Consider the following 18,681-nt stretch of genomic DNA (forward strand, 5'->3'; position numbering starts at 1 on the left):
CATCCCGAAGGGATGAAGAAACAAAATCGTTCCGGAGGAACGTCTCATGGGTAGAAAAAATAACGGCAATTTTCACGTTCCAGCGGAACGTTTTATGAAATCTGTCTAATGATAGGCTATTACTCTCTTGAGGGGGGTGCAGGGGGGTGTTAGTCAGTATCCGCGTGGCTGAGCAGATAGGGTTTATAATAGAATATCTGGGAATTATGGTGACACTATTAATGGAAAAATATGTTAACCCTGTATTTTTTTAACCTACTGATTATAAGGGAATTAAACAATATTTATTGAAATTGTGTTAAGCTATGTTAACCCTAAACAGCATATTGCCCCCGCGCCCACTTTCAAGCGTGGACGCTTGACCGGGCGGAGCATAAAGACTTTTTACTGATGATTAAAATAATATGAGAAGACGAGATTTTATTTATTTAACAGGGCTGGGCGCGGCAGCAACAGCTTTGCCCAACTTATCTGCATTCGGTAAAAATATCGATGTGCAGGATGCCCTTAACCCGGTGGATGCGAAGATCAAAAAAGAGCTTTCGGATGCCGGTCTGAATGCAGCCAAATCCGCTGGTGCCACTTATGCCGATGTGCGCATTGGGCGCTACCTAAACCAGTTTGTGATCACCCGCGAAAACCGGGTGCTCAACGTGGCCAATACCGAAAGTTATGGCGTAGGGATCCGCGTTATTGCCAACGGCTGCTGGGGCTTTGCCGCCACCAACGAGGTAACCAAGGATGGCATTGCCAAAACCGCTAAACGCGCGGTTGCCGTTGCTAAAGCAAACGCAAAGCTTGGCAGCGCGCCGGTACAATTGGCCCCGCAAAAAGGCTACGGTGAAGTAAGCTGGAAAACACCTATCGAAAAGAATGCCTTCGAGGTGCCAATAAAAGAAAAGGTTGACCTGCTGCTTGGTGCAAATGCCATAGCGATGGGTGCGGGCGCAAACTTTGTAAACTCCACCATCTTCGCGGTGAACGAGCAAAAATATTTTGCCAGTACCGATGGCTCATATATCGACCAGGATATCCACCGCTTGTTCCCAAGTTTTACGGTGACAAAGATCGATCCTACTAAGGGTTCTTTTGAAACGCGTAGTGCTTTAAGCTCGCCGGTAGGTATGGGGTATGAATACTTAAACCCGAAGGCTTCAGACACCATAACAGGGATCACCCCTCGATACAAAAACCGTTACGATATGTTGGAAGATATTAAATTCGCCACCAAACAGGCGGGCGAAAAGCTCACAGCAAAATCGGTAGACCCGGGCAAATACGATTTGGTGCTTGATCCAACCCACCTTTGGCTCACCATACACGAATCGGTAGGGCACCCTACAGAACTCGACCGTGTACTGGGTTACGAGGCCAATTACGCCGGTACCAGTTTCTTAACTCTGGATAAATGGAAAGCCGGAAATTTTAAATTCGGTAGCGACAAGGTGAATGTTGTTGGTGATAAACTACAGGTAGGCTCATTAGGCGCTGTAGGTTATGACGACGAAGGCGTGGGCACCAAAAAATGGGATATCATTAAAAATGGTGTACTGGTAAATTACCAGGCCATTCGCGACCAGGCGCATATCATCGGGCTAAAAGAATCGCAGGGTTGCTGCTACGCGCAAAGCTGGCAGGATGTACAGTTCCAGCGCATGCCGAACGTATCGCTACAGCCGGGTACCGCTAAGCTGAGCGTGGATGAGATGATCAAAAATGTAGAAAAAGGCGTTTACATCATCGGTAACGGTTCGTTCTCTATCGATCAGCAACGCTACAACTTCCAGTTTGGCGGCCAGCTATTCTATGAGATAAAAGAAGGTAAAATAGTGGGCATGCTAAACGATGTTGCCTACCAGGCTAATACGCAGGAATTTTGGAACAGCTGCACCCAGGTTTGCGACGAAAGCGATTACCGTTTAGGCGGGTCGTTTAACGATGGCAAGGGGCAGCCGGGGCAAAGCAGCGCGGTATCGCATGGCTCATCTACAACAAGGTTCAACGGGGTTAATGTAATCAACACAAAAAGAAAGATCGGGTAAAAACATGGCTATATATACAAAAGAACAAGCACAGACTTTATTAAAGAAAGTGCTGAGCTATTCCAAAGCCGATGAGTGTGAAGCAAGCCTCGGCGGCGGCGATGAGGGTAACGTACGTTATGCCTTAAACGCGGTTTCAACCGCCGGCGACGTAAGCAGCATCAGTTTATCGGTAACCTCCGTTTACGGTAAAAAGGCTGGCTCGGCCTCTATTAATGAGTTCGACGATGCTGCTTTAGAGCGCGTGGTACGCCGCTCGGAAGAACTGGCACAATTCGCGCCCGAAAATTCGGAATATATGCCGATGCTGGGGCAGTCGGATTTTAAAGAATCAATAACCTATAACGCCAACACCGCCGCCATGACGCCCGACAGCCGGGCCGAAATGGTGGGCAAAAGCCTGGCAATAACCAAGGAAGCAAAACTGAGCGCAGCCGGCTTTTTAGATAACTCCACCAGCTTTAGCGCGGTGATGAACTCTAAAGGTTTATTTGCCTATAATAAAAGCACCGATGTTTATTTTTCGGTAACCACCCGTAATGATGCAGGTACCACATCCGGCTATGCGGCACGCGGCTTTACCGATGTAAGCAAGCTGGATACCGCAGCGGCAACCCGCGTAGCTACCATGAAGGCGAATGCTTCGATTGGCGCAAAGGCTATTGAGCCCGGTAAATACACAGTGATACTGGAGCCGGTTGCAGCAACTTATATGCTGGAGAATATGTTCCGCTTTGATGCGCGCAGCGCCGAAGAAGGGCGTAGCTTTTTGAGCAAGAAAGGCGGCGGCACGCGTTTAGGCGAACAACTGATGGACCCTAAAGTGACCATCTATTCTGACCCCTTTAATCCCGACCTGCCCGCGGGTACCTGGGGCGGCGACGGCCTGCCACGCGAGAAAACGATGTGGATAGATAAAGGCGTGGTGAAAAACCTTTCCTACTCCCGCTATTGGGCGCAGAAGAAAGGCGTAGCACCGCTGCCAGGCCCCAGCAATATTATTATGGAAGGCGGCGACGCTACCTTAGAAGAACTCATCAAAAGCACCGAACGCGGCATACTGGTATCCAGGTTATGGTACATCCGCATGGTTGATCCGCAATCCTTATTATTAACCGGACTTACCCGCGATGGTACGTTTTACATCGAGAACGGCAAGATCAAGTTCCCGGTAAAGAATTTTAGGTTTAACGAGAGCCCGGTAATTATGCTGAACAACCTGGAAGCCCTGGGCAAACAGGAGCGTAGCATCAGTGTAGAAAGCTACCGCAGCTACCTCATCCCGCCAATGAAGATCAGGGACTTTACGTTTAGTTCACTTTCAGACGCGGTTTAGTACCACCATATTTCCACCACGTCATTGCGAGGTACGAAGCAATCTCCCGATATGTAAATCGGTCATGCATAGCTTAGAGATTGCTTCGTGCCTCGCAATGACGTGGTGGTTTAAAAGGTATGTCAATAATATTTTCAACTGCCATTGCCCGCAAGCAATGGCTTTTTCGTTTCTTTGTAGCCCAAATTTTATTTTATGCAGCCGTTTCCTGTTATCAGTTCTATTGTTTCCGCAGATCACATTGGTTTTTATGTGCAGAATGAGTACGGCTTAACCGGCGTTTCGTGCAAATTGCTTAAAACAGGAATCAACCATAGCTATTTAATAACCAGTGCTTCGGGCAAATACGTGTTCAGACTATACAGCTTAAACTGGAGAACAGAACTGGAGATAAATGAGGAGATCAAACTGCTCAATTTGCTTCGCGAAGAAAGCCTGTCGGTTTCTTACCCCATTGCCGATAGCGGCAACAACTATATTCAACGAATTCAGGCACCCGAAGGCCTGCGCTTTGGCATATTGTTTTCTTTTGCCGAGGGCGATAAAATGCTCAGTTTTTCGCCTGAACTACACCATAAAGTTGGCGAAACTATGGGGCGCATCCACCGGGCAACACAGGGTTTAACGCTGCAACGGGTTAACTACACACCGGAGGTTGTACTGCAACAATCGCTACCCCAATTAGAGAACTTCCTTTCGCCGGACTCGGAAGAAATGCAATGGATGCAAAAAGCACAGCAGTATTTGCTTCGCGAAATTGCGGCTGCAGATGAAACCCAGATGCGGAGAGGCGTTACCCACATGGATATCTGGTTTGATAACATGAACATTACGCCGGCTGGCGAAGTAACCATCTTCGATTTTGATTTTTGCGGCAACGGCTGGCTGGCCTACGATATTGCTTACTACATCCTGCAACTGCACAGCACCGAAAAGGACGCCGCCCAGCGCGATGCTAAACTTAAAAGTTTTATAGAGGGTTACGAATCGGTTACCCCAATCAGCAGCGAGGAAAAACGTTTGCTGCCTGCATTAGGCGTATGCCTGTATTTCTTTTATCTCGGCATACAATGCCAGCGCTTTGATAACTGGAGCAACGTGTTTCTCAACCCAACCTACCTTAAGCGTTTCATCGCGGTGCTGGTGCGCAAATATTTCGAAGACAACGTTTCTGCCGAATTATTGGCGGGTTAAGTTGTATTTCAACTTACCCAAAACCATCAGCGTTGCGCTGGCATTTGGCTTTGCTTCGTACAATTCCAGGGTATTGCCCTTAAACAGGTAGGAGTACACCGTTTTTTTACTGCTGAACTCATCGAAAATGATCAGGTCTAAATTGTTTAGCGGCCCCGGTTTCAGGTCGTTCTCAATAAAGTATTTTTTAACCCCGGCAAGGCCTGTTACCTGTCCGTCATTAGTAAAGGTTACTTTGTTAGCCGGGCTGTTGAGCGTGTAATTGCCTGCTATTAAGGCTTTGTTAATAGCGTAGTTAATGGCATCACTCAGGTTGCGATCGGGAGTTATCGGTAGTATCCTGTCATACCGGGTTTTAAATAATTGCTTATTGTAAACCTGGTATAAAATTAGGGAGGTATCGCCATTGGCAATGAAGTAGCCTAACTCATCCTCTCCGAATTTAACCGCAGCCGGGTTTTTGCCGGGTTTAAAAGTAAGAGCAACATTCCCCGGGTTTTGATTATCCCAGCCAACGGTCACCTCCAGGTTGTCGGCGTTAAGCAGGCCGCTGTCTATCTGCATCCCGGTTATGCCCGTCACCACGTCCACCGCTGCCAAAACAGACTGGCTTTGCTTTATCTTTTCAATATAATCGCTTTTAACCCAAACGCCCTGGTAAATGGGCAGCAGGTTTTTTGAAGAAAGCGAGCTGGAATGCGTTGCTGAGCCTGTATCCGCCGCAGATTGCGTTCGCTTGCCTTTGCAGGAAAGGAGTATAGCCGCAGGGATAAGCAAAAACAAAACTTTTTTCATTTCGGGGGATTTGTGGTTGCTAAAATACTTAATAATTTAAAGGGATAAACGGATATTTGTTTAATGAACACAACCAACATTGGCTGGATAGGCCTCGGGCTGATGGGCACACCCATGTCGCAGCAATTGATAACAGCAGGTTATCCGGTAACCGTTTACAACCGCAATAAGGATAAGGAAACGGCGCTAAAGGAAATGGGAGCGGACACCGCAGCAAGCCCGGCAGACCTCATAGAGCAGGTTGATGTTATAATTATTATGGTTACCGATGATAAAGCCATCAACGATATTTTTAAGGGCGAACAAGGTTTACTAAGTGCCAAAACTACCGGCAAAGTAATCATCAATATGAGCACGGTATCGCCGGCCATCAGCAAAGAAATTGCGGCGTTGTATGCCGAACAGGGCAACGCTTACCTGGACGCCCCGGTATCCGGCAGTGTAAAGCAAGCAGAAACCGCGCAGTTGGTTATTATGGTGGGCGGCGATGCAGTAGCTTTTGAAAAAGTGAAGCCTGTGTTGGAAGCGATGGGGAAAAACGCTACGCTGATAGGCGAAGTAGGTGCAGGTAATGTAGCCAAACTGGCCATCAATACGTTGCTGAGCATTCACGCGCAAGGTTTGGCGGAGGCGGTTGTGCTGGCCAAACAAAACGGTATCGCCCCGGAAACTTTATTAAATCTATTAAACAGTGGCGCACTTGCCAACCCGTTCATGAAAATAAAAGGAGATGCCATTTTGAACGATAATTACGCCGCGGCGTTTTCTTTAAATAATATCGTGAAAGACCTGAAACTGGCGAAGGATATTGGTTTATCAACTCCATTGGGCGAAGCTGCTTTATCCACTTATTCGGCTGCACAGGCTGAGTTTGGAGAGGAGGATCTGATCGCTGTGATAAAGGAGGTGGGGAAGAAGGAGTAGAGTGAGTGGTAGGTTTCTGAGATTATATCTCCAAGCCTTCATTTAACGTCCGGGTCCTTTCAACTCCTCCAACTTATTCCAACATTATCACTAAATTTGCAGCTTATTAATTCCACCCCTGCAAATGAATGCTGATGCTGTAAAGATGCTGCAAGGCCGTTACTGTAATTCGTTAACCCAGTACTCCCGTTTTGTTACCCGCGAGGTTTTCATTGGCGATGTGCCTATGGGCGGCAATAACCCTATCCGCATCCAAAGCATGACCACTACCGATACCATGGACACCTTGGGTACCGTAGAACAAAGCATCCGCATGGTTGATGCTGGCTGCGAGTATGTGCGCATAACCGCCCCCAGCATTAAGGAAGCAAACAACCTTGCCGAAATAAAAAAGCAGCTACGCCAGCGTGGTTATAACGTGCCGTTGGTTGCCGATATTCACTTTACGCCAAATGCTGCCGAAGTGGCCGCCCGCATTGTAGAAAAAGTACGTGTAAACCCCGGCAACTACGCCGATAAAAAGAAATTCGACCAGATAGACTATACCGATGCCCAATACCGCGGCGAATTGGAGCGCATTTTCCAAAAGTTTACCCCGCTGGTAAAAATTTGTAAGGAGTACGGCACTGCCATGCGCATTGGCACCAACCACGGCTCGCTGAGCGACCGGATCATGAGCCGTTATGGCGATACCCCGCAGGGCATGGTGGAAAGCGCCATGGAGTTTATGCGCATGTGCGAAACTTTGGGCTACTACAACCTGGTGGTATCGATGAAGAGCAGCAACCCGCAGGTAATGGTGCAGGCCTACCGCCTGCTGGTGCAAACCATGGTTGCCGAGGGCATGAATTACCCGCTGCATCTGGGCGTAACCGAAGCCGGCGATGGCGAAGACGGCCGTATTAAATCTGCCGTAGGTATTGGTACATTGTTAGAAGATGGCCTGGGCGATACCGTCCGCGTTTCCCTTACAGAAGAACCCGAAGCCGAGGCACCGGTGGCTATTGCGCTGGTGGAACGCTACGCGATTAGAAGTCAAAAGTTTAAAGTCGAAAGTCAAAAGCCAGAATTAACCACTCACCACTCACAACACAGTCCATACGAATATAAAAAACGCGATACCTACGAAGCCAACGCTTTTATAGGCGGGCATATGGTGCCGAGGGTGGTGGTGGATATTTCGCGGGCCAACCTGAAAGATCCCGCTACGCTTAACGCTGCGGGATACCTGTATTCCCCATTGCTGGATAAATACAACATGGCCGAGCAATCGGTAGATTTTGTTTATTTGGGTGATAGCCTGCCATCGTTCACACTGCCAGGCAATTTAAAGCAGCTTTATAATTACGCCACCTGGCAAAAATTGGCCAACAAAACCCTTTGCCACCCGGTGTTTACTTTGCAGGAATATATTGCTGATGATGCCAACCGCACCTCGGCGTTAAACCTGGTGAGAGTAACAAATGCCGACCTGGATTCAGACGCTTTTGGGCTATTGCAAATGGACAAGAGCCTGGTATTTGTATTAGAAACCAACGAACTCCACGGCATGGCAGACCAGCGCGCCTTCTTCCTCAAACTGGAAGAGTTTGCGCTCGATGTGCCTGTGATCGTAAAACGCAGCTACACTTTCCCAGACCATGGACCATCGACCATGGACCATGGTCAAAGCGAACTCAAAACTCAAAACCTCCAACTATACGCAGGTACCGATTTAGGCGCTTTATTAGTAGATGGTTTTGGTGATGGCGTTTGGATTGACGCGCCGCAAGTAGAAACAAATGTAATTACTTCAACTGCTTTCGGCATACTGCAAGCCACCCGCTCGCGCATCTCTAAAACAGAATACATTAGCTGCCCAAGCTGCGGGCGTACTTTGTTTGATCTAATGATTACCACCCAGATGATCCGCAGCCGTACCAGCCATCTTAAAGGGCTCAAAATTGGCATCATGGGCTGCATTGTAAATGGTCCCGGCGAAATGGCCGATGCCGATTATGGTTACGTAGGTTCGGGTACGGATAAAGTAACCCTGTATCGCGGCAAAGAAGCGGTGAAGAAAAACATCAATTCGGCCAATGCGCTTGATGAATTGATCGGCATCATCCAAAGCGATGGCAACTGGATAGAGCCGGCGTAAGATCCCATTTTCATAATATAATCAAACTTTGTCATTGCGAGGAGCGATAGCGACGTGGCAACCTCAAAGGACGTTCAAGTGTGCAGGGTTCGCCACGCAAATGGGATATGCATGTCCGAATGTCCTATGAGGTTGCCGCGCTACGCAGCAATGACATATTGGTGATAAAAAAGCCACGGCCCGCCAATCGAGCCGTGGCTTTATGTTTAGCTACGCGGCATTTTAAATACCGCAAATTCATCGCGTGTACCCGTTTGGGTGAACCCGGCCTTGATTAAGATCCGTTGCGAGGGATGATTCTCTATCCCGGTATCTGCCCATATCACCTTAACCTCAGGGTGTTCAAACCCCCATTCGCAAATACGTTTAAGGCCCTCGGTGCCATAGCCTTTGCCCTGTTCGTTCCGGTCGATAGAGTAGCCGGTGATAGATTCGCCATTTTCGTCGGGCCAACCCAGCCCAAAGCCGCCGATGCTGGTGTTGGTGTCTTTTCGCACCGCCTCCCAAATGCTATACCAGATCCATTTATCGGGATTGGCCAGTGTTTTGGGGATGCACCAGTTTTCGATGGCATCCGCAAGTTCATCCTGCCATATCTGGTCCACCAGCATGTTAGATGGGGTAAGCCCCATGGATAGTTCCATTTCTTCGCGGCTTTCCTGTAAAAGTAAAAGTTGCGTATGTGTTAACGGGATCAGTTTCAACCGTTCGCTTTCAATAAAAAACATTGTTTTGATTTAAATTATATAACAAAAAGAATCTCTTCCGCCTGCGGGTTGCGGCGGTATGTCAGCTTATAAGGCTGCGGTGTTATACAATTCCAGGCAGGGTAATTTGCCTGTTTGGTGTGTTAAGTAACAGCGGCGGTAATTTTTAGTGCGTAAATATAGCTTTCAATTTGAAAATGCGGAATCTTAATTTTCAAATCTTCAAATTACCTCATCTTCGAATATGCCTTACTTTAAAATCGCCAAATTTTCAAATTAATAAGTAATTTTATCACATGAGCGCCGAACTTATTTTACACATCATCACTTGCAACTGCTTCTTCCTGATGGCTTTTGTGGGCTGGTTTAACCCGGGGAGGGTAAATGTTGTGGCCAACCGCTGGCTGGGTTTGTTCTTTGCTTCGGTAGGATGCATGGTGTGCAATGTGGTGCTGTACGATGCCGGGCTGGACAGGGCATACCCCCGCATCATCGGCTTTAACGAGCTCTCCCGCTTTGCGCTGGCGCCTGCCATGTACCTCAGTATTGTGCAGTTCACTACGCCGGGCAGCAAGTTTAAGGGGAGCGATTACCTGCATTTTATTCCTTTTACCATCTTCTTTTTATACATGGTGCCTGCTTTGTATTTCCCCGACTACCAGTTAATAGGCGGGCACTTCAGCTTACCGCCGAAGGTGAATTTTGTGATAGGCTTTTTGGTGCGCTGGGGAGTAAATGCGCAGTTGCTGGTGTACTGGGTGCTGGCGTTTAATACATTGCGGAGGCACCGGAAGCATATTCAGCTTATCGCGTCGGATACCGTTCCTGTGAACCTTAACTGGCTCAAGTACCTGCTGCTGAGTATAGGGGGAATGCTGGCCTTGTTCTTTGCATCTATCCTGTTCAATATCCATTTAACGCCCGCGGGTATTGCCTTCGGGCACCTGCTTGGGGGACTGGCCATATTTTATTATTCGCTCGCGCAGAAAGAGATCTTCCCCTTCGAGGTATCGGAGCTAAAGGCCATCAACGAAGTAATTGTTGAAGTTGACGCTCAGGTTAAACCCATCAAACAACGCTTTGCTGATGAACAGACCCAACAAATGCGCGCCAAACTGGAAAGCCTGATGACGGGTGAAAAGCTTTACCTCGATAACGAACTCAGTCTGCCCCAACTGGCCGAAGCCATGGCCGTATCGGTACACGATCTTTCCTTTCTGCTGAACGAGAAGATAGGTTTAAACTTCTTCCAGTTTGTGAACGCTTACCGGGTAGAGGAGGCCAAGCAAATTATGCTGTCGGATAAATATAAGCATCTTAATATCCTCGGAATTGCCTATAGCGCCGGCTTTAGTTCTAAAACTACTTTCAATACAGTTTTTAAAACGCAGGTGGGGATGGCGCCAAGCGAGTTTATGAGGAGGGGGAAGGTTGATGAGCGAGTGTTGGCAGGGGCAGAGCACCAACATTAGGGTTAACATAACTTAACACAATTTCAATAAATATTTTTTAATGTTCCTATAATCAATATGTTAAAAAAATATCGGGTTAACATTTTTCCCCCATAATGGTGTCACCATAAATCCTAAATATTTTATTAGGACATCGTAGAGGCATTAATAAACACTGTCTTCCTGATGGGCTATCGATCTCTCAAGAGGAAATTGAAAATAAACCCACAAACACGTTCGCCTCTATCCATCCGAACGACGCGCACCTTCCCAACGCCTACTATTGCACCATAAACTTATATTTATGGAACGTAAACCTTTCTCCCCGCTTGCCCTGGCCGCGTTTATTGCAGCCGTTTTGGGCGCTATTGTTTTTACCCGCGCCGTACGTGTTGCCGTAGGCGAGAATATATCGCCGCTGCTACTATATGGCATAGCGCTCGGTTATCTGTTCACCGTTTTAACGCTGCTATTTGTTTGGAAAAGCAAAGCCGCAAAGGGGGCTATCGATGTTACCAATTATACCGCTTTTTGGCAAAACGCCGTACGCTATACAATCGCGTTGGATATGGTGATGTTTGGTTGCCAAAAGTTGTGCCACCTGCAATTTTACGTGCCCCTCGGCATGCTGGACGACCCCTTTACCGCCATCCCTAACGAAATGCTGATGTGGGCCTTTATGGGGCGGTACCATTCTATGGTAAATATAATAGCCTCGCTCGAAATCCTTGGCGGCGCGCTGCTGCTGTTCCGCAAAACCCGGTTGGTGGGCGCTTTTGTGTTGCTGCCCATGCTGCTGAATATTATGCTGCTGGATCTTTATTACCTCAACTTATTGGTACAGGTGTACGTTGCCCTCGAGGTGCTTACCGTAATATACCTCATCCTGCTGGAGTACCGCCGCCTGGTAGAATTCTTCCTGGTGGCTAAAGGCAATTCGCCCCTGTACAATTTCCGAAGCAAGGGGATAGGTTATGCGGTAAAGGCATCGGCTATTATTATCCCCGCAATTGCCCTCGCTGTGCACCAGTACCCAACCAATTACACCGAAATAACCGGTAAATATGAAGTGAAGCATGTATTCATCAACAACATCGATCAAACCCAGGCACCCTGCCGCGACAGCCTGCTCACCCACGTGTTTATCGACCGCTTTGACCTTGTTTTGGGCTACCCCGATTACCGCAACAAGGTAATTGGCAGGTACAAATACAACCCCGAAACCAAGCAAATTACCGTAGCATTTCATTTCCCGGATACGGTGAAGGATACGCTTACAGCCACCATCACATCCGGCACCGGCGAAATGAAAACGCTGGTTGGAAAAATAGGGGGCAAGCAATTGAAGGTGGAAATGGAAAGGGTGGCACCGGTGAATAATTAGTCAATTTGAAAATTTGGTGATTTGAAAATTAGGAGCTTGAGCATTATCAAATCTTCAAATTGCCAAATTTTCAATTAATCGTTCGTCACAATGGCACTTGCAATTAGCTGCCATTTGCCATCTTTAAATTCGCAGAGTAATATATCGCCGCGGCCGCAGGCAATCCCGCAGGAAAAATACTCGCCTATTAAAACCCGTGTGCCTTCTTTATTTAGGTAGAACGGATTCGAAAAAGTATAAACGGTTTCTTGCTGGTCGAACAGTTTTAATATGTGTTTAGTGCCGCGAGTAAACACCACGGGTAGTTGCTTGTACCAAATGCGCCAGTCGGTCATCATCGCCGGATGGGCATCTTTACATGTAGCAATTTCTTCGGCAGTGAGGTAATTACTTAAAGATTTGCTGGTATTTATTTGATCATCAGGTTTCAGCATGGATTTTATTGTCAGGTAATTTATGGTGTAAAATACGCCGTCGTTGGTCTTAGGTGCCAAATATTTGATATGATGGGTTTTGATAAGCCATATCAATAACGAGGTTGCTTCTTTCCTGTCAGGCGGTTGAGCGGATGTGGTTTGAGCCAAGAGGAGGATTGCGAAGAGGTAGAGGTATTTCATGGAGGGTAAGTTAAGTTTAAATAATATCAATTGCCGTAGAGGCGCAATATTTTGCGTCTCCCGCATGCAAATCACCTGTGCAAATCCACTTGCATTTTCGTTACCTGTCCTAAAGGAGACGCAAAATATTGCGTCTCTACGGTTTGTCATGGCGAGTCTGTCGAACTATTCGACCCGATACCCACCACGCCCTTCGACAAGCTCAGGGTGATCCACCACTCTTTTTATCTGTACATCTGAAATTCTCACATCTGCACATCCAATAATTCTCTGCCAACCTGTCACCACAAAGTAATGCACCCTGCCGCGCTGTAAGTATTCTGCCAATTTCCGCCTATTTTATCTGCCATTTAAGTATTGGCACAACCCTTGTGAAATAGGCTTGGTAAGCAATACTTAATAAAAAATAATCAATCAATATGTCTAAAATAATTGGAATCGACTTAGGAACAACAAACTCCTGCGTTGCTGTAATGGAAGGCAACGAGCCTGTTGTTATAGCCAATAGCGAGGGTAAACGTACTACGCCGTCAGTAGTAGCTTTTGTGAACGATGGCGAACGTAAAGTTGGCGATCCGGCAAAACGCCAGGCTATCACCAACCCAACAAAAACTATTTCTTCTATCAAACGCTTCATGGGCAACCAGTTTAACGAGGTTACCAAAGAAGCCGACCGTATGCCATACAAAGTGGTTAAAGGTGACAACAACACCCCACGTGTAGAAATTGGCGACCGTAAATATACTCCACAGGAGCTTTCTGCCATGATCCTTCAGAAAATGAAGAAAACGGCTGAAGATTTCCTTGGTCACGAAGTTACCGAAGCGGTTATCACCGTTCCTGCATACTTTAACGATGCACAACGCCAGGCAACTAAAGAAGCCGGTGAAATTGCAGGTTTAAAAGTTCGCCGTATCATTAACGAGCCTACTGCTGCTGCCCTTGCCTACGGTTTGGATAAAGCACATAAGGATATGAAAATTGCCGTATTTGATTGCGGTGGTGGTACACATGACGTTTCTATCCTGGAATTGGGTGATGGCGTGTTCGAAGTAAAATCTACCGATGGTGATACACACTTAGGTGGTGACGACTTTGACCAGGTAATTATCGACTGGATGGCAGACGAATTTAAAAGCGACGAAGGTGTAGACCTGCGCAAAGACCCAATGGCTCTGCAACGCTTAAAAGAATCTGCTGAGAAAGCAAAAATCGAATTATCAAGCTCAACCCAAACTGAGATCAACCTGCCATACATCACCGCAGGTGCCGAAGGCCCTAAACACTTGGTTAAAACTTTAACCCGTGCAAAATTCGAGCAATTGGCAGATAGCCTGATCAAACGTACTATAGACCCTTGCCGTACTGCATTGAAAAATGCAGGTTACAGCACTGCCGATATCGACGAAGTGATTTTGGTAGGTGGTAGTACCCGTATCCCTGCTATACAGGATGCCGTGCAAAAATTCTTTGGTAAAGCGCCTTCAAAAGGTGTTAACCCGGATGAAGTTGTTGCTATTGGTGCTGCTATACAAGGTGGTGTATTAACCGGCGAGGTTAAAGATGTGTTGTTGTTAGATGTTACCCCATTATCATTGGGTATTGAAACTATGGGTGGTGTAATGACCAAACTGATCGAATCGAACACAACCATCCCAACCAAAAAATCAGAAACTTTCTCTACAGCAAGCGATAACCAGCCATCTGTTGAGATTCACATATTACAGGGCGAGCGCCCAATGGCACAGGGTAACCGTACCATAGGCCGTTTCCACCTGGATGGTTTACCACCGGCACCTCGTGGCGTACCACAGGTAGAAGTTACCTTTGATATTGATGCCAACGGTATCTTGCATGTATCTGCAAAAGATAAAGCAACCGGTAAAGAGCAAAAGATCCGTATCGAAGCTTCTTCGGGTTTAACTGACGCGGAGATCAAAAAGATGAAGGATGAAGCTGAAGCAAATGCAGACTCTGACAAAAAGGCAAAAGAAGAAGTTGAAAAACTGAACAGTGCCGATGCTTTGATCTTCTCTACAGAAAAACAACTGAAAGAGTACGGCGATAAGATCCCTGCCGATAAAAAAGGCGCTATCGAAGCCGGCTTAGAGAAACTGAAAGCAGCTTATTCTGCTAAGGACTTAGCAGCTATTGAGCCTGCACAGGAAGAACTGAATGCCGCATGGACAGCAGCTTCTGAGGATATGTACAAAGCATCTGCCGATGGTGGCCAGCCACAAGGCGATGCCGGCCAGCCACAAGCTGAAAATGCCGACAACGTAACTGATGTTGATTTTGAAGAAGTGAAATAATTTCACTCCGGATAAAGATCCAAATAAAACCCCCGGTTGAGCAATCAACCGGGGGTTTGTTTTTTTATAGCTAACCCGCAAACCTTCCCCGTGTTGGAGTTACAACCCCTTCTTTACAAAATTATTTATAGCGATGAGCAGCTTCCTGCGCCCGTTTCCCTGGGTATCTAAAAACACAAAATGGTTACCATTGGCAATGATAATTTTCTTTTTATTTGGCGCAGCTATCAATTCATTATAAAAGGTATCCATATCTATCGGTCTCGACCAAAAATCTCTGTCGCCACGGATGATGAGGGTGGGTACTGTAATGTCTTTGGCATCCCAGTACTTACGGCCATTGGCCATGTAAAAGCTCTCCTTGCGGAACCCGCCGGGTGTCTTCAGCAAATGCTCATCATTAAAACTTACCGCGCTTTTGGCGAAAGCTTTAATTACTGCCGAATCTGCCTTGATGGTGGTATCTGCATCCGTAAGCCCGGTCTTCCATATATTGATCACCGCTTGCTCGTTAGATTGCCGGTAGGTGGGGATGCTGTTATCAAACCTGGTGCTATCGGTAGGGCTGACAAAGGTGGTGTTAAACCCCCAGGGTGCTTTTACGCCGTACAGGCTGTTCAGCACAATCAGGTTAGCCACCTTGCTGTTATGCTGTGTGGTATAATGAGCGGCCCAGTGCCCGCCAACGGCCCAGCCAAACAGGTTTATTTTACCTTTGGGGTTACCCTGCAGCATGTAATTCACCACCGCATCTATATCCGATGCTGCTTCCTGGCAACTGCCTGCCACTAAGGCGGTATCGGTAAGGTTGTAAACAGGGGCGGTGGAGCGTTCCCAGCCGCGGATATTCATGATGTAAACGTTAAAGCCACCCAGCGCTAACGATTTGGCAAAAGAGGCATCCTCGGCATCCAGGTCGAAAGAGGTGGTTGCGCCGGTGCCGCCATGCACCAATAACAAAGGTAATTTGCGATGCGATGAGTAAGTGGTCTCTACTATTTTGCGTACTTGCAATTGCAGCGCGCCGTTGGGTACAAAAAAATCGGTTGTAGTGTAATTGCTTTGGGCCGATGCCGTGCCCATATTACACAGTAAGGCACAGATGAGCGCAAAAACGGGGAGGGTGCGAAGCATAGTAAATGTATAAACTTTAATACGGCTTATAAATTATACCAGCGTGATGAAAAATTACGAGATGAGGTTGTTTACTTTCTCCACCAGTTCGGTAAGATCGAAAGGTTTGTTGATGATGGCATCGCAGCCGTACCGCAGCAATTCGGCATCGCGGTTAATGTAGGCCGAAAAAATAATAACCGGCACGTTACCAAATTTGGGGTGCGCTTTTATCTGTTGGCACAGTTCACCGCCGTTGGTACCCGCCACACGGAAATCCAATATAACCAGGTCGGGGTTAAATTCCTCTACCAGGGGCATCACCTTCTCGCTTTCGCCGGTACTCCTAACCTCAAAATTCTCATAGGTAAGGGTTTCGTGCACAATGTCGAGGATATCCTGGTTGTCATCCAATACTAAAATACGTTTTACCATAAAAGATATCTACTAAACTATAAAAAAATGAAAATGGTATTTTTTAGCGTCGGAAAATTAAATAATATGCAAAAACGGGGAAGCGGCTCGGTATACCGGGGTTTGTAAACTGTGTCAAAAATAAACAATAATTTCTAATAAGGGAAGATACGCCAAATGTTTCTTAATAATTGTATTATTATTGTTATATTAAAATCGTGAACACTAACCTTGATAGCCCCGCTTATTTAAGTCAGCAAACCTTCCATCATTTAATGGCGCAGGCGCCTGTGGCTATAAGTGTTTTACGTGGGCCGCAATTCACCATCGAGCTGGCTAACAGCCAGATATTGGAGGTATGGGGAAAAGATGAAAGCGTTATTGGCCTGCCGTTGACAGAGGGGCTGCCCGAAATAAAGAATCAGCCATTTGTGGGCCTGCTGCAAAATGTTTATAAAACCGGCATCACACATTACGGGTATGAAGCCAAGGTTACCTTAATAAGGCGAAATATACCCGGCGATTATTATTTCAATTTTGTGTACCAGGCTGTAACCCATAGTGATGGAACCATCAGCGGTATTATGGTGGTTGCTACGGACGTTACCGAGCAGGTGCTCTCCCGCCGTAAATTAGAGGATGCAGAAGAGCGCCACCGCCTTGCAGCGGAGGCTACCGGGCTTGGTACTTTCGACCTCGATCTGCAAAAGGGTGTTATCATCCATTCGCCGCGCCTGGCCGAGATTTTCGGGCGCAAAAGCACAGATGTGATTAGCCACCCCGAACTAAGGCAGATCATTCTACCGGTAGATCTCCACATTGTGATCAGCGCTTTTGACAGGGCCCTGCGAACCGGGATCTATTTTTATGAGGCGAGAGTGATATGGCTGGATGCCACTATTCATTGGATCCGCACCACCGGTAAAATAATTTATGGCGATGACGGTACGCCCCTGCGTATGCTGGGCACCATACAGGATATCAGCGAACAAAAGCGCATACTGGACGACCTGCAGAAGAGCGAAGAGAACCTGCGACTGGCCACCCAGGCGGCAGAGGTTGGTACCTTTGACCTGGATCTGTTAAACCATAGTATGGTTTGGGACAGGCGTTGCCGCGAATTATTCGGCATGGAAGATTTTGATGGCCCCGTAAGTTATGATAACCAGTTTTTGTTGGGCCTGCACCCGGACGATAAAGAAAAAACCGACCAGGCGGTTAACCGCTCGTATCATCGCCAGCTTTCTAACGGAGAGTACGATGTGGAGTACCGTACAATAGGTATTGATGATAAAAAATTACGCTGGGTGAGGGCCAAAGGCAAGGTAAGCTTTAACGACGATGATATACCACAGAGATTTATCGGCGCTGTGCTGGATATTACAGAGAATAAGTTGAACGAGATCCGCAAGAACGATTTTATTGCTATCGCCAGCCACGAACTAAAAACCCCGCTTACCTCGTTAAAAGCCTACATTCAGCTGCTGCATGTAAACGCGCGACGATCCGGCGATAGCTTTTTGCTGAATGCGCTGCAGAAATCAGAGAACCAGATCAACAAGATGACCAAACTCATCTACGGCTTTCTCGATCTCTCTAAGCTGGAATCGGGAAAACTGAGACTGGAGCGCCATGAATTTGACCTGAACGCGTTGATAGAAGAAGTAGCTGCGGAAAACCGGCCCATCGCGCAAAGCCATGCCATTACTTTTTTGGGCGGGAAACCCATCATCATCACCGCCGACCGCGAGAAAATTGGCCAGGTGATCAACAACCTCATCAGCAACGCGGTGAAATATTCGCCTAAGAATACGGATATCAAAGTTTTGGTACAGCGCCTAAACAACCAGGTAAAAGTATCTGTGCGAGACAACGGTATAGGCATTAAGTTAAAAGATCAGCAGCATATCTTCCAGCGATTTTACCGGGTGGAGGATGATAGCACCAAAGGCTTCAGCGGCTTTGGTATAGGTTTATACCTTTCCGCCGAGATAGTTGAACTGCACCAGGGCAAAATAGGCGTAGAAAGCAGCGAAGGGCAAGGCTCGGAGTTTTATTTTGTACTGCCGGTGTAGGCAATCTCAAGTGAACAGGCTCAACAACACCTTTTTAAAATCGGCCTTGTCCTGTTCTGCAACAGCAGCAATTGCTAAAGCACAACCTTTCATAGAACAGGGCGCAGCCGAGAGTTTCTTTTGGTTACTTTTCTTTGCGGAAAAGAAAAGTAACATCCACAGGCTTAACATAAATCC

At 47.1% G+C, this 18,681-nt stretch carries 14 protein-coding genes; 9 read left to right on the plus strand and 5 right to left on the minus strand.

Going from position 1 to position 18,681, the window contains the following annotated elements:
• The first annotated feature begins 404 nt into the window (after nucleotides 1–404).
• From ABIX36_RS01095 to ABIX36_RS01105, 3 genes are all read left to right on the plus strand, one after another.
• Complete coding sequence (locus tag ABIX36_RS01095; RefSeq protein WP_348080320.1) at nucleotides 405–2,042, plus strand: TldD/PmbA family protein; 1,638 nt, start codon at nucleotides 405–407, stop codon at nucleotides 2,040–2,042.
• Between the two features lie 4 nt (nucleotides 2,043–2,046).
• Nucleotides 2,047–3,378 carry a TldD/PmbA family protein gene (locus ABIX36_RS01100; protein ID WP_348080321.1) on the plus strand — a complete coding sequence of 444 codons (1,332 nt, stop codon included), beginning with the start codon at nucleotides 2,047–2,049 and terminating at the stop codon, nucleotides 3,376–3,378.
• A 195-nt stretch (nucleotides 3,379–3,573) separates the two neighbouring features.
• Nucleotides 3,574–4,572, plus strand: a complete 999-nt coding sequence (locus ABIX36_RS01105; protein WP_348080322.1) for a phosphotransferase — start codon at nucleotides 3,574–3,576, stop codon at nucleotides 4,570–4,572.
• Here ABIX36_RS01105 and ABIX36_RS01110 read toward each other — a convergent pair.
• Complete coding sequence (locus ABIX36_RS01110; RefSeq protein ID WP_348080323.1) at nucleotides 4,558–5,367, minus strand: hypothetical protein; 810 nt, start codon at nucleotides 5,365–5,367, stop codon at nucleotides 4,558–4,560. The genes ABIX36_RS01105 and ABIX36_RS01110 overlap by 15 nt on opposite strands.
• 63 nt (nucleotides 5,368–5,430) lie before the next feature.
• Here ABIX36_RS01110 and ABIX36_RS01115 point away from each other — a divergent pair, with 63 nt between their 5' ends.
• Together ABIX36_RS01115 and ispG are read left to right on the plus strand one after the other, a co-directional pair.
• The gene (locus tag ABIX36_RS01115; protein WP_348080324.1) at nucleotides 5,431–6,291 is read left to right on the plus strand and encodes an NAD(P)-dependent oxidoreductase; all 861 of its coding nucleotides are present in this window, start codon (nucleotides 5,431–5,433) and stop codon (nucleotides 6,289–6,291) included.
• Between the two features lie 124 nt (nucleotides 6,292–6,415).
• Complete coding sequence (gene ispG, locus ABIX36_RS01120; RefSeq protein WP_348080325.1) at nucleotides 6,416–8,431, plus strand: (E)-4-hydroxy-3-methylbut-2-enyl-diphosphate synthase; 2,016 nt, start codon at nucleotides 6,416–6,418, stop codon at nucleotides 8,429–8,431.
• Between the two features lie 206 nt (nucleotides 8,432–8,637).
• On the opposite strand, the gene ABIX36_RS01125 is transcribed toward ispG, so the two are convergent.
• Nucleotides 8,638–9,159 carry a GNAT family N-acetyltransferase gene (locus ABIX36_RS01125; protein WP_348080326.1) on the minus strand — a complete coding sequence of 174 codons (522 nt, stop codon included), beginning with the start codon at nucleotides 9,157–9,159 and terminating at the stop codon, nucleotides 8,638–8,640.
• A gap of 275 nt (nucleotides 9,160–9,434) precedes the next feature.
• Between ABIX36_RS01125 and ABIX36_RS01130 the strand changes: the two genes are divergently transcribed.
• Together ABIX36_RS01130 and ABIX36_RS01135 are read left to right on the plus strand one after the other, a co-directional pair.
• Nucleotides 9,435–10,610 carry a helix-turn-helix domain-containing protein gene (locus ABIX36_RS01130; RefSeq protein WP_348080327.1) on the plus strand — a complete coding sequence of 392 codons (1,176 nt, stop codon included), beginning with the start codon at nucleotides 9,435–9,437 and terminating at the stop codon, nucleotides 10,608–10,610.
• 283 nt (nucleotides 10,611–10,893) lie between these two features.
• Complete coding sequence (locus tag ABIX36_RS01135) at nucleotides 10,894–11,973, plus strand: hypothetical protein (protein WP_348080328.1); 1,080 nt, start codon at nucleotides 10,894–10,896, stop codon at nucleotides 11,971–11,973.
• 74 nt (nucleotides 11,974–12,047) lie between these two features.
• Here the strand turns inward: ABIX36_RS01135 and ABIX36_RS01140 are convergent, their stop codons facing one another.
• Nucleotides 12,048–12,590, minus strand: a complete 543-nt coding sequence (locus ABIX36_RS01140; RefSeq protein WP_348080329.1) for a hypothetical protein — start codon at nucleotides 12,588–12,590, stop codon at nucleotides 12,048–12,050.
• A gap of 419 nt (nucleotides 12,591–13,009) precedes the next feature.
• Between ABIX36_RS01140 and dnaK the strand changes: the two genes are divergently transcribed.
• Nucleotides 13,010–14,902: a molecular chaperone DnaK gene (gene dnaK / locus ABIX36_RS01145; protein WP_348080330.1), complete on the plus strand. Its 1,893-nt coding sequence runs from the start codon at nucleotides 13,010–13,012 to the stop codon at nucleotides 14,900–14,902.
• 99 nt (nucleotides 14,903–15,001) lie between these two features.
• Here the strand turns inward: dnaK and ABIX36_RS01150 are convergent, their stop codons facing one another.
• Together ABIX36_RS01150 and ABIX36_RS01155 are read right to left on the minus strand one after the other, a co-directional pair.
• On the minus strand, nucleotides 15,002–16,036 hold the full coding sequence (locus ABIX36_RS01150; protein WP_348080331.1) for an alpha/beta fold hydrolase: 1,035 nt from the start codon (nucleotides 16,034–16,036) through the stop codon (nucleotides 15,002–15,004).
• Nucleotides 16,037–16,090: 54 nt separating this feature from the next.
• Nucleotides 16,091–16,450 (minus strand): response regulator, encoded by a 360-nt coding sequence (locus ABIX36_RS01155; protein ID WP_348080332.1) that lies wholly within the window; start codon nucleotides 16,448–16,450, stop codon nucleotides 16,091–16,093.
• Nucleotides 16,451–16,647: 197 nt separating this feature from the next.
• On the opposite strand from ABIX36_RS01155, the gene ABIX36_RS01160 reads away from it, so the two are divergent.
• On the plus strand, nucleotides 16,648–18,504 hold the full coding sequence (locus ABIX36_RS01160) for an ATP-binding protein (protein WP_348080333.1): 1,857 nt from the start codon (nucleotides 16,648–16,650) through the stop codon (nucleotides 18,502–18,504).
• The last annotated feature ends 177 nt before the right edge of the window (nucleotides 18,505–18,681 follow it).

Source organism: Mucilaginibacter sp., assembly GCF_039925265.1.
Lineage (GTDB): Bacteria > Bacteroidota > Bacteroidia > Sphingobacteriales > Sphingobacteriaceae > Mucilaginibacter.

What these genes read in the sequence shown, in the direction of transcription:
- ABIX36_RS01095 (WP_348080320.1), top strand. Translation starts at nt 405, where the DNA reads ATGAGAAGACGAGATTTTATTTATTTAACAGGGCTGGGCGCGGCAGCA.
- ABIX36_RS01100 (WP_348080321.1), top strand. Translation starts at nt 2,047, where the DNA reads ATGGCTATATATACAAAAGAACAAGCACAGACTTTATTAAAGAAAGTG.
- ABIX36_RS01105 (WP_348080322.1), top strand. Translation starts at nt 3,574, where the DNA reads ATGCAGCCGTTTCCTGTTATCAGTTCTATTGTTTCCGCAGATCACATT.
- ABIX36_RS01110 (WP_348080323.1), bottom strand. Translation starts at nt 5,367, where the DNA reads ATGAAAAAAGTTTTGTTTTTGCTTATCCCTGCGGCTATACTCCTTTCC.
- ABIX36_RS01115 (WP_348080324.1), top strand. Translation starts at nt 5,431, where the DNA reads ATGAACACAACCAACATTGGCTGGATAGGCCTCGGGCTGATGGGCACA.
- ispG (WP_348080325.1), top strand. Translation starts at nt 6,416, where the DNA reads ATGAATGCTGATGCTGTAAAGATGCTGCAAGGCCGTTACTGTAATTCG.
- ABIX36_RS01125 (WP_348080326.1), bottom strand. Translation starts at nt 9,159, where the DNA reads ATGTTTTTTATTGAAAGCGAACGGTTGAAACTGATCCCGTTAACACAT.
- ABIX36_RS01130 (WP_348080327.1), top strand. Translation starts at nt 9,435, where the DNA reads ATGAGCGCCGAACTTATTTTACACATCATCACTTGCAACTGCTTCTTC.
- ABIX36_RS01135 (WP_348080328.1), top strand. Translation starts at nt 10,894, where the DNA reads ATGGAACGTAAACCTTTCTCCCCGCTTGCCCTGGCCGCGTTTATTGCA.
- ABIX36_RS01140 (WP_348080329.1), bottom strand. Translation starts at nt 12,590, where the DNA reads ATGAAATACCTCTACCTCTTCGCAATCCTCCTCTTGGCTCAAACCACA.
- dnaK (WP_348080330.1), top strand. Translation starts at nt 13,010, where the DNA reads ATGTCTAAAATAATTGGAATCGACTTAGGAACAACAAACTCCTGCGTT.
- ABIX36_RS01150 (WP_348080331.1), bottom strand. Translation starts at nt 16,036, where the DNA reads ATGCTTCGCACCCTCCCCGTTTTTGCGCTCATCTGTGCCTTACTGTGT.
- ABIX36_RS01155 (WP_348080332.1), bottom strand. Translation starts at nt 16,450, where the DNA reads ATGGTAAAACGTATTTTAGTATTGGATGACAACCAGGATATCCTCGAC.